16 protein-coding genes and 2 pseudogenes are annotated in these 13,970 nt (G+C 37.8%); 14 read left to right on the forward strand and 4 right to left on the reverse strand.

The window, feature by feature from the left end; genetic code table 11:
* The first annotated feature begins 54 nt into the window (after window positions 1-54).
* The 3 genes and pseudogenes from MKX57_RS04430 to MKX57_RS04440 form a co-directional block, all read left to right on the forward strand.
* Complete coding sequence (locus MKX57_RS04430; RefSeq protein WP_043989672.1) at window positions 55-501, forward strand: YlbF family regulator; 447 nt, start codon at window positions 55-57, stop codon at window positions 499-501.
* A gap of 107 nt (window positions 502-608) precedes the next feature.
* Window positions 609-1,673: pseudogene (locus MKX57_RS04435) on the forward strand (tartrate dehydrogenase).
* A 73-nt stretch (window positions 1,674-1,746) separates the two neighbouring features.
* Window positions 1,747-1,893 (forward strand): annotated as a pseudogene (locus MKX57_RS04440) (IS3 family transposase); the annotation flags it as partial.
* Window positions 1,894-1,999: 106 nt separating this feature from the next.
* Here the strand turns inward: MKX57_RS04440 and MKX57_RS04445 are convergent.
* The gene (locus MKX57_RS04445) at window positions 2,000-2,908 is read right to left on the reverse strand and encodes a glycerophosphodiester phosphodiesterase (protein WP_008173929.1); all 909 of its coding nucleotides are present in this window, start codon (window positions 2,906-2,908) and stop codon (window positions 2,000-2,002) included.
* Window positions 2,909-3,271: 363 nt separating this feature from the next.
* On the opposite strand from MKX57_RS04445, the gene MKX57_RS04450 reads away from it, so the two are divergent.
* Complete coding sequence (locus MKX57_RS04450; RefSeq protein ID WP_008173927.1) at window positions 3,272-3,544, forward strand: YlbG family protein; 273 nt, start codon at window positions 3,272-3,274, stop codon at window positions 3,542-3,544.
* Between the two features lie 2 nt (window positions 3,545-3,546).
* Here MKX57_RS04450 and MKX57_RS04455 read toward each other — a convergent pair whose 3' ends face one another.
* Entirely contained in the window at window positions 3,547-3,936 is a 390-nt protein-coding gene (locus tag MKX57_RS04455) for a methylthioribose kinase (RefSeq protein WP_342550821.1), read from the reverse strand.
* Window positions 3,937-3,992: 56 nt separating this feature from the next.
* On the opposite strand from MKX57_RS04455, the gene MKX57_RS04460 reads away from it, so the two are divergent.
* The 3 genes from MKX57_RS04460 to coaD all read left to right on the forward strand — a co-directional run bounded on the left by MKX57_RS04460 (window position 3,993) and on the right by coaD (window position 6,545).
* Window positions 3,993-5,414, forward strand: a complete 1,422-nt coding sequence (locus tag MKX57_RS04460) for an RNA polymerase II (RefSeq protein ID WP_342550822.1) — start codon at window positions 3,993-3,995, stop codon at window positions 5,412-5,414.
* A gap of 71 nt (window positions 5,415-5,485) precedes the next feature.
* Window positions 5,486-6,052 (forward strand): 16S rRNA (guanine(966)-N(2))-methyltransferase RsmD, encoded by a 567-nt coding sequence (gene rsmD, locus MKX57_RS04465; RefSeq protein WP_342551109.1) that lies wholly within the window; start codon window positions 5,486-5,488, stop codon window positions 6,050-6,052.
* 1 nt (window position 6,053) lies between these two features.
* Window positions 6,054-6,545 (forward strand): pantetheine-phosphate adenylyltransferase, encoded by a 492-nt coding sequence (gene coaD, locus MKX57_RS04470; RefSeq protein WP_008173919.1) that lies wholly within the window; start codon window positions 6,054-6,056, stop codon window positions 6,543-6,545.
* Window positions 6,546-6,606: 61 nt separating this feature from the next.
* On the opposite strand, the gene MKX57_RS04475 is transcribed toward coaD, so the two are convergent.
* Window positions 6,607-7,506: a hypothetical protein gene (locus MKX57_RS04475; protein ID WP_237068726.1), complete on the reverse strand. Its 900-nt coding sequence runs from the start codon at window positions 7,504-7,506 to the stop codon at window positions 6,607-6,609.
* 118 nt (window positions 7,507-7,624) lie between these two features.
* Here MKX57_RS04475 and MKX57_RS04480 point away from each other — a divergent pair, with 118 nt between their 5' ends.
* A complete protein-coding gene (locus MKX57_RS04480) occupies window positions 7,625-8,671 on the forward strand; it encodes a SepM family pheromone-processing serine protease (protein WP_083796468.1) in 1,047 nt (348 codons plus the stop codon).
* 48 nt (window positions 8,672-8,719) lie between these two features.
* Here the strand turns inward: MKX57_RS04480 and MKX57_RS04485 are convergent, their stop codons facing one another.
* On the reverse strand, window positions 8,720-9,931 hold the full coding sequence (locus MKX57_RS04485) for a nucleotidyltransferase (RefSeq protein ID WP_239354239.1): 1,212 nt from the start codon (window positions 9,929-9,931) through the stop codon (window positions 8,720-8,722).
* 166 nt (window positions 9,932-10,097) lie between these two features.
* On the opposite strand from MKX57_RS04485, the gene MKX57_RS04490 reads away from it, so the two are divergent.
* From MKX57_RS04490 to MKX57_RS04515, 6 genes are all read left to right on the forward strand, one after another.
* Window positions 10,098-10,631: a YceD family protein gene (locus tag MKX57_RS04490; protein WP_008173911.1), complete on the forward strand. Its 534-nt coding sequence runs from the start codon at window positions 10,098-10,100 to the stop codon at window positions 10,629-10,631.
* Window positions 10,632-10,655: 24 nt separating this feature from the next.
* Entirely contained in the window at window positions 10,656-10,829 is a 174-nt protein-coding gene (gene rpmF, locus MKX57_RS04495) for a 50S ribosomal protein L32 (protein ID WP_004224819.1), read from the forward strand.
* Window positions 10,830-10,992: 163 nt separating this feature from the next.
* Window positions 10,993-11,760 (forward strand): enoyl-CoA hydratase/isomerase family protein, encoded by a 768-nt coding sequence (locus MKX57_RS04500; protein WP_043989670.1) that lies wholly within the window; start codon window positions 10,993-10,995, stop codon window positions 11,758-11,760.
* A gap of 110 nt (window positions 11,761-11,870) precedes the next feature.
* Window positions 11,871-12,248 (forward strand): transcriptional regulator, encoded by a 378-nt coding sequence (locus MKX57_RS04505; protein ID WP_008173900.1) that lies wholly within the window; start codon window positions 11,871-11,873, stop codon window positions 12,246-12,248.
* 185 nt (window positions 12,249-12,433) lie between these two features.
* Entirely contained in the window at window positions 12,434-13,339 is a 906-nt protein-coding gene (locus tag MKX57_RS04510) for a 2-dehydropantoate 2-reductase (RefSeq protein ID WP_008173899.1), read from the forward strand.
* A complete protein-coding gene (locus MKX57_RS04515; protein ID WP_008173897.1) occupies window positions 13,336-13,731 on the forward strand; it encodes a DUF3397 domain-containing protein in 396 nt (131 codons plus the stop codon). The genes MKX57_RS04510 and MKX57_RS04515 overlap by 4 nt, the downstream gene beginning before the upstream one ends.
* The last annotated feature ends 239 nt before the right edge of the window (window positions 13,732-13,970 follow it).

The raw sequence follows: 13,970 nt of genomic DNA on the forward strand, positions 1-13,970 counted from the left end.
TGTAAAATTACCATAAAATCTGTTATGATGGGTAAGAGATTGGGGGAATTAAAAATGATGATGACCTCTGACTGGGTATTCATTTTAGATGAGGCGGAAGCGCTTTGTGAAATGATTGTTTCCTCAGAACCAGCGATGGCGCTTCAGCAAGCGTATGATGCCGTTTATAGTGATTCACAAATTGTAGAAGCTATTTACGCGTTTAATCGCATGAAAGAACAGTACGAAGATGTACAACGTTTCGGAAAATATCATCCGGACTACCATACAATTATGAAGTCGATTCGCCAACAGAAAAGGGCGCTCGACTTAAATGAAAAGGTTTCAGCTTTAAAAATTGCTGAAAACGATTTTCAGGACTTGCTTGATGAGATTAGCCTACTTGTAGGGAAAACAGTCTCTGAAGCGGTAAAAGTCCCTGTAAGCAATCCATTCTTTGCATCTGGCTCATCTTGCGGAGGAGGATGTGGCTCGGGCGGTTCATGCTCTTGCTCAGCGTAAATTAAGATGTGTTCAAACACATCTCTACTAGACTGTACACAACTCAAAGGTAAAACTGAGTTTGTTTACAGTCTTTTTCTATACAATTATGAAAGGAGGCAACATACATGAAAACATATCGGATTGCAGTCATACCAGGAGATGGGATAGGAAAAGAGGTAGTACCAGCTGCCATAGATGTACTCAATAAAGTGGCATTATTGGATGGTCGTTTTCAATTCGAATGGACAACCTTTCCATGGGGCTGTGATTATTATTTAGAGACGGGTAGTATGATGCCTGAAAATGGGATAGAGATTTTAAAGCAATATGACCAAATTTTTTTAGGAGCGGTGGGCATGCCGGAATTGGTGCCAGACCATATATCCTTATGGGGGCTACTTATAAAAATACGTCGAGAAATGCAGCAATCTATTAACGTACGACCTGCAAAGCTACTACAAGGTTTACCCTCACCTTTACGTCAACCTAATGGGTTTGATTTTATTGTTGTTAGAGAGAATTCTGAAGGGGAGTATGCGGAAAGTGGTGGGAGAATACATAGTGGGCAAGATGAAATTGCAATCCAAAATGCCATTTTTACTAGAAAGGGTACAGAACGTGCGATGCGGTATGCATTTGAGCTTGCTAAAGCCCGTCGACAACATGTGACAAGTGCCACAAAATCAAATGGTATCACCTACAGTATGCCATTTTGGGATGAAGTATTTTCGGAAATAGGGAAAGAGTATGAAGACGTAGGGAAAACATCCAATCATATTGATGCATTAGCGGACTTTTTAGTCATGAAGCCGGACAACTTTGATGTCATTGTTGCCTCCAATTTATTTGGGGATATTTTAACAGATCTAGGAGGTGCTATTATGGGGAGTATTGGAATAGCGCCTGCAGCCAACATAAATACAGAAGGCGTGTTTCCTTCTATGTTTGAGCCTGTTCATGGTTCTGCCCCAGATATAGCAGGGCGAGGGATTGCTAATCCAATAGGGTAAATATGGACGGGAAAAATGATGCTTGATTTTCTTGGCTACGAAGAAGCAGGAACACACATTTTGAACTCTATCGAATCAACATTAACGCAAGGTATAAAAACCCCTGATTTAGGTGGAACAGCAACATTACGAGAAGTAACTGATGCAGTATTACAATATTTAGAATCTGTTTATCAATGAAAACAGGGCAAGTATTGTTTGAATATTACAAAAGCCAACTAGTAATGAACTGCCCCGTAAAAGTTAGACACTAAAACTCCTGTATCTACAAGAATTTAAATCCATGGCACATTTTGAACAGGAACTCAAAGACTATATTCACTACTACAATCACAAACGAATGAAATTAAAAGACCTAAGCCCGGTGGAGTACCGAACTCAGGTCTTAGCAGTTGCTTAACTAAATATGTCTAACTTTTTTGGGTCAGATCAAATCCCTATGGCTTTTGTCTATAGTAGGTGGGAAGGACTTATTTAGAGCATTAACCCTTCCATGGACTGATTTATTAAGACTCTTGCGTTTGAAATAGCTCTACGGCTATATCTGGGCGATCTGTGATAATTCCTTTTGCGCCGTTATTAATTAATTTTTTCATTGTGTCTAAGTCATTGATTGTCCAATAATGAACAGGAATGTTAAGATTATTTAAAAACTGAATAAACTTTGGAGAATCTAAAGCGATAACCCCTGATTTAGGAGGAATTTGGAACACATCTACTTTTGGATGATATAAATGTCCGAATTGACTGGAGAAGGAAGCAAATGCTTTTCTCACATCTGATTCTCCTGCACCAAGCGCTACCTGATTTTGAGCATATAAGTTAAAGCGATCTATTTGCTCCCCGTAAAAGCTTGTTACAACGACACGATCCTCTGCGCCTAGTTCTTCAATTAAACGCCAAAGCTTAGAAGGCATTAGACTTCCTTCATAAGTTTCAGGGGCATCTTTAATATCAATATTGATCAACATATGTGGATACGCCTCAAGTAGCTCTCGTAATGTTACAACTTGTAATTTATCCTCACGGTATGGGAAGGCTCCATCCAAATCTTCAAAATGATAGCCGTGATTCAAGGCATTGATTTCTGCCAATGTCATATCAGCTATAAGGCCATAGCCGTCTGTTGTTCGTTCAACTGTATCATCGTGAAAAACAATAATTTCTTCGTCTTTTGTTAAACGTACGTCTATTTCAAATCCATCAACGCCTAACTGCGCTGCTTTGTCAAAGGCGATCATAGTATGTTCAGGTGCTAAATGAGCTCCGCCTCGGTGTGCAAGAATGATTGTGCGATCAAATTGTAATGCTTGTTTACCTTCACGTTGCTGTGGTTTAGAAATAGCTTTACTACCTGCCCAAGCTGCCGCACTTGCAGCTGCGATTGCAATTGCTATTTTAGTTTTCTTCCCCATATTCGTCCTCCTTAACAATTTTTTTACCTATTAAAGTAAATGGTGAATTCATTGTGTAATGACTAGCTCCCACATCCGTCCGAGAGCTTTATAAAACTAGTAATTAGTTAAGTGATTGATGATTCTTTCATGCTTCCTATGATGGAGGTATGAGGCATTATCATCCTTCAGCAAAATGTACATTGATTCCGTGGAAAAATAATCATGTAAGCTATTTAAAACAACTGATTCGAATTCCTACGATGTTTAACGTAGTATGCTTTTCCATTATAACGGAAAATCGAGTGTTCTGTCAGCTAAACTCTGTTGCTATCATTTTCTGGTCTATGGTATTCTTTTAGGTAAGAAATGAGGGAATCCAATATGAACGAACGACAAGGGCTAATCGTTTACGTCCATCAATTAAAACATGCGAAGTCTCTTCGGAAATATGGTCATGTTCTTTATATTTCTAGAAGACAAAAATACGTAGCGCTGTATTGTAATCGTGAGGATATTGAAATGTTGACAATAAAACTACAACGCCTTCCTTTTGTGAAAGACGTTGTTGAATCTTATCGTCCATTTGTCAAAACTGAATATGAAAATGCAAAGCCGGATAAAGCAAAGGAATATGACTATAAAGTAGGTCTATAATATTATGCTAATGTAGGCATATAGTTATTTAGTCTTAATATGCCGATTAAGTATTGATAAAATAGTTTTGATTCCGAAAATATAGATGAGTGCTTTATTTCTACAACAACTGCTTTTCGGTCTAGTTGTTCAATTTGTGCTTCAAACATTTTTTGTCGCTTAGTTGGTTCCCCATCATGATAAGGGATGCCTTCGCGACAAATATATATGGGCATGAATTTACTTTCGCCAACTGGTTTGAAGGCAACGGCTAAGGAGATTACCTTTTTATCTCCTTTTGTAGATGTTAGTAAAAAGGCCTGATGAAAGCGTTCCTGATTGGTTTTAATAATTTCAAGTAGCTCGTATACATCACCATAGCCTTCTCCTAATTCTATAAATTGTTGTGGCATAATAACTGCACATCCTTTCCAATACTCATAGTATCATGCTGCGGGAGGTCAAGCACATGAAATTTGCATTAAGCTTTTTTTCTATTTTAGTACTTATTATTTCAGGAACGTTATTTTTCCAGTATCATGCATACTCATCTGATTTAGAAACCGGCATAGGGGATTTTCATTACTCGCAGGAAATAGAGATTGTTTATCGTGAAAATAGCTTAGATATTCGTCAGCATTTTAAAAATTTACCCAATCAAAAGGTAAAAATTAAATGGCCAGAAAAGGCAACAAACCCTAGTTGCTTTATTGAGAATGAAAAAAGCTGTGATCGTTTATCAGATGAGGTCTCTTATTTTGCAAAAGGGGAAACAAAATCACAATCTGTGTCATACATAATCCCGATTGAGGGTGGCTTGAAAAATAAGATGCTCCTTCAAGATGTTTTTGCTACACTAATAAATGGTGAAGCGTCCTATTCAATTGTTCATATTTCTACAGATAGTAAAATTAATGGACAATGGATTACAGGTTTGCCATTAGTAGGTCAACAACAGCTATCACTCGTTAACTATACGATGTTTAGAGGCAACGGCACTGTTCATGACCTTTATTGGCAAGCAGGAAAACTCAAAGTACAAGAACAAACGCCTGTATTATCGATTTATGCACAACAGGCTATTCCGAATGATTTCCTAAAATCATTGGAGAATTTACAGTTTTTAAATGATGAACATATTGCAATTATTCAAGAGAAAAGTCCTGTCCCAGTACATGATGAAAGATTATTATTTTTACCAACACTTACAGCACAAGCTGTTGAACAGGAAGTCATTTTGTCCCAAATAAAATCGCAATATACATTTGTAGACTCTCCAGAATGGTTGCTTGAAGTTATGGGATCCTATTTAGTAAACGATCCAATTGGTGGAGACAAAGCAAAGAAAATTGTGAAGACATTAAATGATTACATGACAGATAGTCAACAGCAGGCTTGGCAGGATAAGTTGAAAAAACTTGGAGATGACCCTCTATCACCAAAAACAATGGATGAGTATTTATCACAAGTGTTAGATGCTAAAACATCTTACTTTACGTTAAATGCAGCCCAGAAAGACGGAACGTACCCATTATTATTTGAGGATTCTCGTGATGTGTATGTAAATGATGTATTGAAGGAAGACGTTCATGTTATTCTATATGAAGGACAAGCGTTATATACAGCAGATACGTTATTACCTTATCTTGGGTATACAGTTGGAGAAGGGAAGAACGGCTATTATGTAAATAGCGAGCATCGCACATTCCGATTCCCTAAAGAACCTGGTTTTTATGTATTTAATCAGCGAAGATATCCAACTATTTCAGAGCCAATTATTAAAATTGCTAATCAATATTATGTGGAAGAGGCTTGGTTACAGCGTTTATTCTTAGTTGAATTACAAAAGAAAGAGGAACGTATTCAAGTATTAACACAAGAGCAACAATAACTTTTGCAGCGGAGGGCTTTCCTTTCGCTGCAAAAATACTTTATATGGATGAAAGTACGGTGATAGCTTATATGAGAGTGGTAGCAGGAGAGCGTAAAGGAATGCCGCTAAAGGCGATAGCTGGGAATACGACGAGACCTACAACTGATAAGGTGAAGGAATCGATTTTTAATATGATTGGTCCTTTTTTTGATGGAGGTACTGCACTTGATTTGTTTGCAGGAAGCGGTGGTTTAGGTATTGAATCACTAAGTCGTGGGGCAGAGCGTGCTATTTTTATTGAAAAAGATGCAAAAGCCTTTCAGGTGCTGCAAGAAAATATTAAAAAATGCCGTTACGAAAAACATACTGAGCTGTTTCGCATTGATGCAAAGCGTGCTGTGAAAGCGCTATTAAAACGTGATATTACCTTTTCATTAGTTTTTTTAGATCCGCCTTATCATCAAAAGGAATATTATGACTTAGTGCAATTACTCGTTGATAATGAAAAAATTCAACAAAATGGTATTATTTTATGTGAACATGCAAAAGAAATAACATTACCTCAAAGTTTTGGTGAGTTTGTTTTAAAAAGACAAGAAACATATGGCGGAACAATTATTTCTGTTTATCGCTGTACAGAGGAAGAGGGAGAATAAGTTGTCAGAGAAAATTGCTGTAGTTCCTGGAAGTTTTGACCCTGTGACATTTGGCCATTTAGATATTATTAAACGTGCAGCCGATGTGTTCGATATCGTCTATGTAGCCGTATTAAACAATTCAGCAAAAAATCCGCTGTTTTCTGTAGAGGAACGTATGGCTTTAATGGCTGAAGTAACGAAAGCGATACCTAATGTTCGGATAGAAAGTTCTTCAGGTCTTCTTATAGACTATGCTAAAGAAAAAAAAGCTAAGGCCATTGTACGTGGCTTACGAGCAGTTTCAGATTTTGAATATGAAATGCAAATTACTTCTATGAACCGTTTCCTAGATGAAACAATCGAAACATTCTTCATTATGACGAAGAATCAATACTCATTCCTAAGTTCCAGTATTGTAAAAGAGGTTGCGAAATATGGAAGTGATGTCAATGAGTTAGTTCCAGATTGTGTTGTACAAGCTTTAAAAGAAAAATATGGTTTTATCCAATAGTGGTTGAAGAGGATGTCGGTACTATACGCTGAACATCCTCTTTTTTATCGATGAAAACTAATTATTTCAGAAAAAATAGAGCATAAATAGTTGGTACAATGATTATGCTAAGGAGGCGAAATTTTAGATAAGGTCTCACAGAAAGTTTGGCGGATTTAGCAATCACAAAAATTTGTAAATGAATACTTATACTTTGCATCGTTAACAAAATGACGACTAGTAAAGAGGTATACGGGAAATCAGGGAAGGCCGTGACGGTCATTTTAAGACCATTTGTCACTTCTAGGATGGCGGCTAAGGACAGTTCAATCGTATAAGGTAGCTTCGGTATTAATTGATCTAAGCCCTGTTGCACGATAGTCTGAATGGTTGTGAAAAAGATAATGGTTGTACCCACTAATAAAATGGTTGGGGCAGTTTCTTTAATACTTTCTGAAAAGGGAGCTGTGTACAGTGTAGTGTTGTGTACAGTGATGGTTGGTGAATCCGTTTTGCGGTATAAAAAGTAACCAGTTACTAAGCAACAAATATTAAACATATGTAGTAAACATAAAAACAACCATCCAAACGTATTACTGTGTAGTAAATCAAGGCTTACAAACCCTAACACGAATAATGGACTTGGTGCATGACAAACGGCTAGTAGAAAATTTGCTTCCTTAGGATGTAATTGTCCACTGTTTTTTAAATAAACAATAGTGGTCGCTCCAGTAGGATAGCCTCCAAGTGCGCTAATAATGTAGGCTTGTACGTATAAAGAAGCTCTTTTTGTTTTGGTACGCATAGGGGCTGTTAAACGCAGGAGCCATTGTGTTAACACCAAATACGGTAGTAAATACGGAAATAGCGCCTCCATGAAAAGAGATAAGCCTAAATCAGTACCACTATGAGCGGTTTGTGGGAATAACAAGAGTAAGAGAATTAGAATTATGCAGAGCGCTATTTGAATTGTAGCAAACATATGATCATCTCGTTTCAACTTTTTGTCATTCACATAGGCAAATGCTAAAATTAATATATGTGTGAAAGGCAAAAACATGAACGTATGGTTTTGCAAGCGTCCTAGGAGGTGTATTCAAGTGAAGAGAAAAATTGGCATTTATGCGGTGTTAATAGTCGTGATTTGTTCTATGATGTTATACCGACTAGACGCGTATATTATGAAACCTGGTAGTGCCTATGATGTCAGTAAATTTGTTACGGTCGATAGCAAGGAGGCAGATAGTTTAGGATCTATGAGTTTGATGACGGTCGCCATGCAGCAAGCCACACCATTTTCATATTTATGGGCTAAAACTCAAAAGTATCAAAAGCTCATGGATATTGAACAAGTCCGAAATCCATTAGAGGATGATGAGGAATATAATGTTCGACAGTTAAAATTAATGTCGGATTCCCAATTTAATGCTAAATATGTAGCTTTCCAAAGAGCTGGATTAGAGACAAAAGTTCATTTTAATGGTGTCTTTATCTTAAATGTATTGGATGGTGGCGCTTCAGATGGCATCTTAAAAGCTGGGGATGAAATAATTGAAGTAGATGGACAAAAAATAACTAATCAGCAAATGCTTGTTGAGCTTTTACAGCCTAAACAGCTCGGGGATCAAGTATCGATTCAATTTATACGTAATGAAGAACAGCAGAAGGCAACAATTACATTGAAAGAAATACCAAATGCACAGGAGCATAGAGCCGGTTTAGGGATTTCTTATACAGAAAGCAAATCGATAGAAACCGATCCACAGGTGACAATGAAGACAGAGGATATTGGTGGTCCTTCTGCAGGATTGATGTTTACACTTGAAATATTAGATCAACTTCTGGATGAGGATTTAACGAAAGGTTATGCCATCGCAGGTACAGGAGAAATGCTAGTTGATGGATCTGTTGGCCGAATTGGCGGAATTGACTATAAGATTATAGCAGCTGATCGTGATGATATGGAAATCTTTTTTGCCCCTGATGATGAAATTTCTCCAGAAATGAAGGCGAAGTATCCAGAGTTAGAATCCAATTATACGACTGCTGTAAAAACAGCGAAGGAAATTGGGACAAAGATGAAAATTGTACCTGTGAAAAACGTGGACGATGCCATCAATTATTTAAAGCAGCTACAACCAAAATAAAAAACAATAAAGGGATGCTAGAACCCATCTAGCATCCCTTTTATGACTTTAATAACGGATTGGTGGTGTTTGATAATCTTTTGGAAGACTTAGCGCTGTAACGCCTTGCTCTATACTTAAATTGTATAGCTCTGCTGCATGAATATCGATGGCCAGCATAGCATCTTTTGCAGCTGCAACACGGCTTATTAAAGGTAATTCGATATCTTTTTTACGCTTTCCTATATAAGCTTGGCCAGTTTCGCTCATGCCTAGTAAACGGATAAATGATGGGGCTTCAAAGCTGTGTAGCTGTTCCTTTGTAAATCCTGTATAAATATGTGTAATCATACGTTGAAGGCGGGTCCAGGTATAACGTTTCGATTTTATTTTTTCCATAAAGCTATTAAAGGATGAGCTGCTTTTGGCTGCTTTCATAATAGCATTCTCAATCCCCTCAGTTACTTCTGCATAACGAGTGAGCTCAGAAGTCGTGTGTCTCATAATCGTGAACTGTAAAAGTGGCCAAAATGCTTCCCAGCTAGCAAATTTTTTATAGTGTCTATGCCAGTCTGCCAAATAATTAAAAGATGCCTCCGGAACAACCTTTTGAACACTCTGTAAAGAACTTGTAGTTGCTAGGGCTTTACGTATTCCCGTAGCGCTTGCGATGGATGCGTCCTCTTTAAGTGCATCATGATAGCCTGCTGCAATACGAGGGATGGTAAGTGGCTGGATGTTACTGTTCAGCGTTCTCGCCGCCTCTAGATAATGAAAGCCAAGAATATTATTGGGTTGTGCAAGATCGATGTATGGAGCAGGGAACTTCTGAGTAAGCTGTTCATAGGCGTAATATAGGCTTTTAGGATAGCTAGCGCCTGTTTTAAGGCTGTCTTTAATAAGTGCGTCATACTCTGTACGATTATTGTCGATCAACTCAAACGTGTTCAAGAATGGTTGGATAGAGCCATCTTCACTACCAAAAGCAAACGAGTCGCAGCCAACAGCAGTTAATAATGAAATCGCACCCTTGGCGAAATCAGTAGCAGGGGCTGTACTATAGACATAAGGTAGCTCAATGACAATGTCTACACCACCTGCGAGTGCCATTTTTGTACGTGTCCATTTATCTACCATAGCTGGTTCACCACGTTGTAAAAATGTTCCACTCATAACAGCGATGACAATATCTGCTTTCGCTACTTTTTTAGCCTGTGTTAAATGATAGGCATGTCCGTTGTGAAAAGGATTATATTCAACAACAATTCCAACTGCTTTCATGCTTTCCCTCCTGATCATTTATGTTTTATGGTAAGCTGTTTAGAGCAAATATACTTCTTATAGTATATAATTATAGGTAGGTTTTAAAGAGGTGACAAGAAATTATCTTGACATCTATTTTTACACATTATATAATCAACATTGTTGTCTCGAGGTGATTAAACGAATGAAATGGTCAATTCATCAATTATCTAAATACCGCCAAAACGGGATGCCAATCGATGCCTTTGTCCAACTGGACGAAGTGATGGAGCGAAACCAGGATATTCGAGCAATTTCGCCCGTTCATGTAAAAGGGCTATGTACTTTTGGTGCATCGCAAATGACATGTCAGTTAACTGTGACAGCGACGTTAACGCTACCATGTGCTCGCACGTGGGAGGATGTTGAGTTTCCTATCGATGTTGAGACAGTTGAAATTTTCAGCTGGATTGACGAAGATCAACGAGGAGACGATGACGGAGACATTCACTATATTGACGGTGAAGTCATCGACATGAAACCAGTTCTTGAGGAGCTAGTGCTGCTCGAGGTACCTATGCAAGTGTTCAAGGAAAATACCGAAGGACAAGTGCAAGGCGGTAAAAGCTGGTCTTATGCAACAGATGAAGACGTAGAGCTACACAAAAAAGCTGACGAACAAAAAGTGGATCCAAGACTAGCTGCTTTAGCTAAGTATTTTGATCAAACAGACGAATAGACGATCTGTAAGGAGGTGCCATCAATGGCTGTACCATTTAGAAGAACTTCTAAAACTGCAAAAAGAAAGCGTCGTACGCATTTCAAATTATCTGTACCTGGTATGGTAACTTGCCCTAACTGTGGTGAGGCTAAATTATCACACCGTGTTTGCAAAGCTTGCGGACAATACAAAGGTAAAGAAGTAGTAAGCAAATAATACAGTGTTTGCTCACTTAAAAGGCTAGTAGAGAGACCATGGCTCTTTACTAGCCTTTTTTTGATGGCTTAAAAACAGAATATTGCGTTGATTGCGAAATTTAATATAATAGTGAAATAATTGTATGATACAATTTATTCATGGAGACAAAGGGGGTAATAATGTGAGTTATACAATCGACAATCATGATGGTGTTATGACTTTTACGATTAATCGAGAAGAGAAGCGTAATGCTGTCAATGATGAGGTTATGAATGGTCTTCAGGAAGTCATTACGTATATTCGAAAACATGAGGATGTGCGTTTTTTAGTAGTGACAGGTGCTGGAGATAAATCATTTTGCTCTGGAGGGGATTTATCTGAGTTTCATTCGCTGGAGACGGAGGATGAGGCATTTGGTATGTTAAGTAAGATGGGGAAAATATTATATGACCTTGCAACACTCCCGGTACCCACTATAGCGCTTATAAATGGTACCGCAGTTGGTGGAGGTTGTGAGATTGCCACAGCTTGTGATTTTCGTTTAGTGGCAAACCATGCGAAATGTGGTTTTATTCAAGGAACCTTAGCCATTACGAGTGGTTGGGGTGGTGGTACATATCTTTTTGAACGAGGTTTACGTCATGACCGTGCATTAAAAATGCTTGTGGATGCGAAGCCGTATCCTGCGCAGTTGCTATATGAAATTGGATGGGCAATGCGAGTTTTTGAAGGCTCAAAGGATGAGGCGTTAAATGATTTTATTGAACATATGCGAAAAATTCATCCTTCTGTTCATAAAGCTTATAAGGAAATCGAGCTTCGTAAATGGCGAGAACGAAATATGTATGAGCGGGTGATGGAGGAAGTTCGTACGTGTGCAAAATTGTGGGAAAGTGAAGCGCATCATCTGGCTGTTAATAATTTCTTAACAAAGAAGAATAATAAGTGATGTATAAAGGCAGTGATGAAAGAAAAACATAATCACTGTCTTTTTTCATGCAATGATTCTATTTTGCTCGCTACTGCATATAGTAGTAAAAAATGCGAGGGTGATAGATTATGGAATTGAAAAAAAGAAAAGATCAATGGACAAAGGAAGACGATGAAAGACTAGCAGAAATTGTCTTGCATAATGTGCAAAATGGCAAAACGCAGTTGGAGGCTTTTGAAATGGCAGCTATGGAACTGGGCCGTACAAAGCAGGCGTGTGGCTTCCGTTGGAATAAAACATTACGTGGTCAATATAGTCAGTCATTATTAGCTGTACGAAATCAACCCCAACAATCTATGCGAAGTCACTTGAAATTGGCATTGACAAGTTTTGACGAATTAACAGATGCTTATCAAACCCTTGAAATGAGACATCGTGAGTTGCAAAATGAACATGAGAAATTAGTGAAGTGGCTGCAGCAAGGTTATTCGTTAATGAAAGATTAAACTTCAGTAACTATGAAGAGCATACAATATTTATCTTTCCTAGTGATAAAACCCTTTCTGTATATCGTCAATAAACAGCCAATCTTGTATAATAGAAGAACCTACTTAGGGGTGCCTTAGAATTTATTCTGAGGCACCTTATTCTTATAGCTTCATAATGTGGAGAGGAAAGGGTGTAAAATGAAATGATGAAGGTAGCAGTTATTGGTGCTGGAGCGGTTGGTCAATTAACAGCAAGCTTTTTAGCAGAGTCGGGAATGTCAGTATCGTTAGTGACAAGAAAACAGAAGCAGGTAGAAGAGCTAACTACCAATCAATTAACGCGAATGAATATTGATGGAACTAAAACTGTACAAAAAATTGCTTCTACAACAAATTTAACTGCATTACCACCTCAAGATTTAATTGTGATTGCTGTTAAATATGTTCATTTACAAAATCTCTATGACCAATTAGCGTCACTATCAAATGAAATACCTTTGCTCTTTATGCAAAATGGCTTGGCTCATTTTGAGGAGGCACGAAGTTTACCTCAAAAAAATATCGCGTTTTGCTCCGTTTCTTTTGGTGCACAATTGCGGAATCAAACAACTGTTCAACATAGAGGGATTGGTCCTTGTAAAATAGCTATCGAACGAGGGAAACAACCTGTTTTTCTAAAGTTATTACAATTACAAAATCCATTGTTTCCTGTTGAAATGGCCGATAATGCAGAGAAGATGCTATTTGAAAAAGCAATATTTAATAGCTTAATCAATCCATTAACTTATGTATTACAAATAAAGAACGGGGAACTAGTGACTAATACACGAGTGTATGCCCTTTTGAAGAATATTTATCAGGAGTTAACGATTGCGTTCGAAGATATTGAGCGCACTATATCTTTTGGAGATGTGGTAGACTTATGTAGGCAAACAGCCGAAAATACATCTTCCATGCTTGCAGATCGTATGCAGGGAAGAAAAAGTGAGATTGAAACAATTGTTGGTGCCATTTTGGATAAGGCTTTAACAAATGGTCATCATTTGCCTACTTTGCGTACTTTATATCTCCAAGTACTTGCGATAGAGGAGAGCGGTGAACAAAGTTGAAAGACCTTTTACATATTATTGTTAGTATCGTTATTTTTTGCCCAATTGTTCTTTTTATTATAGTCTATCTAATTAGCCGGAAAGTTAAAATACGTGGTACCCATGCATTTGGTGCGGCGTCTGATGTGACAACCTTCTGCTTGTTCTTTTCAGTCCCCTTAGGCATTGGAGTACTGTGGCAAGTAAATGTAGGGGGACTTTTAGTCATCCTTGCAATAATGATGGCTATGATTTTTACATATATTGAATGGCGGACCAAAAAAGAAATAGAAGTGAAGCCGTTATTAAAGAAAATTTGGCGTTTTTTATTTTTATTACTGAGCACCGCGTATGTTGTGATCTGTATAATCGGTGTCATTCAGTCCCTTGTAGACTATTTACAGGTTGCCTAAGCATTTTCTTTTCATGTTGGAGCTATAAGGGTTAAAATAATAGCATTATAAAGTAGATATAAAAAATCATTCTTTATGGATGGGAAACTGATTAAATGTCATAAAGCCTAGTGCTAAAAGAATAGTTCAGTAATATTGCACAGTGCTATGTTCATGGTGGGGGAAATGCAATATGGGCTAAAAACATTTACAGCCTCAAGTGCATAATATGTGAGGAATCAATTTCTCGTTATAAGTAA

Source organism: Lysinibacillus sp. FSL M8-0216 (assembly GCF_038595555.1).
GTDB lineage: Bacteria > Bacillota > Bacilli > Bacillales_A > Planococcaceae > Lysinibacillus > Lysinibacillus fusiformis.

Coding starts and splice junctions, on each gene's coding strand:
- MKX57_RS04505 (WP_008173900.1), top strand. CDS start 11,871: ATGGAATTGAAAAAAAGAAAAGATCAATGGACAAAGGAAGACGATGAA.
- MKX57_RS04450 (WP_008173927.1), top strand. CDS start 3,272: ATGAACGAACGACAAGGGCTAATCGTTTACGTCCATCAATTAAAACAT.
- MKX57_RS04485 (WP_239354239.1), bottom strand. CDS start 9,931: ATGAAAGCAGTTGGAATTGTTGTTGAATATAATCCTTTTCACAACGGA.
- MKX57_RS04460 (WP_342550822.1), top strand. CDS start 3,993: ATGAAATTTGCATTAAGCTTTTTTTCTATTTTAGTACTTATTATTTCA.
- MKX57_RS04490 (WP_008173911.1), top strand. CDS start 10,098: ATGAAATGGTCAATTCATCAATTATCTAAATACCGCCAAAACGGGATG.
- MKX57_RS04455 (WP_342550821.1), bottom strand. CDS start 3,936: ATGCCACAACAATTTATAGAATTAGGAGAAGGCTATGGTGATGTATAC.
- MKX57_RS04445 (WP_008173929.1), bottom strand. CDS start 2,908: ATGGGGAAGAAAACTAAAATAGCAATTGCAATCGCAGCTGCAAGTGCG.
- rsmD (WP_342551109.1), top strand. CDS start 5,486: ATGAGAGTGGTAGCAGGAGAGCGTAAAGGAATGCCGCTAAAGGCGATA.
- MKX57_RS04475 (WP_237068726.1), bottom strand. CDS start 7,506: ATGTTTGCTACAATTCAAATAGCGCTCTGCATAATTCTAATTCTCTTA.
- rpmF (WP_004224819.1), top strand. CDS start 10,656: ATGGCTGTACCATTTAGAAGAACTTCTAAAACTGCAAAAAGAAAGCGT.
- MKX57_RS04430 (WP_043989672.1), top strand. CDS start 55: ATGATGATGACCTCTGACTGGGTATTCATTTTAGATGAGGCGGAAGCG.
- MKX57_RS04510 (WP_008173899.1), top strand. CDS start 12,434: ATGATGAAGGTAGCAGTTATTGGTGCTGGAGCGGTTGGTCAATTAACA.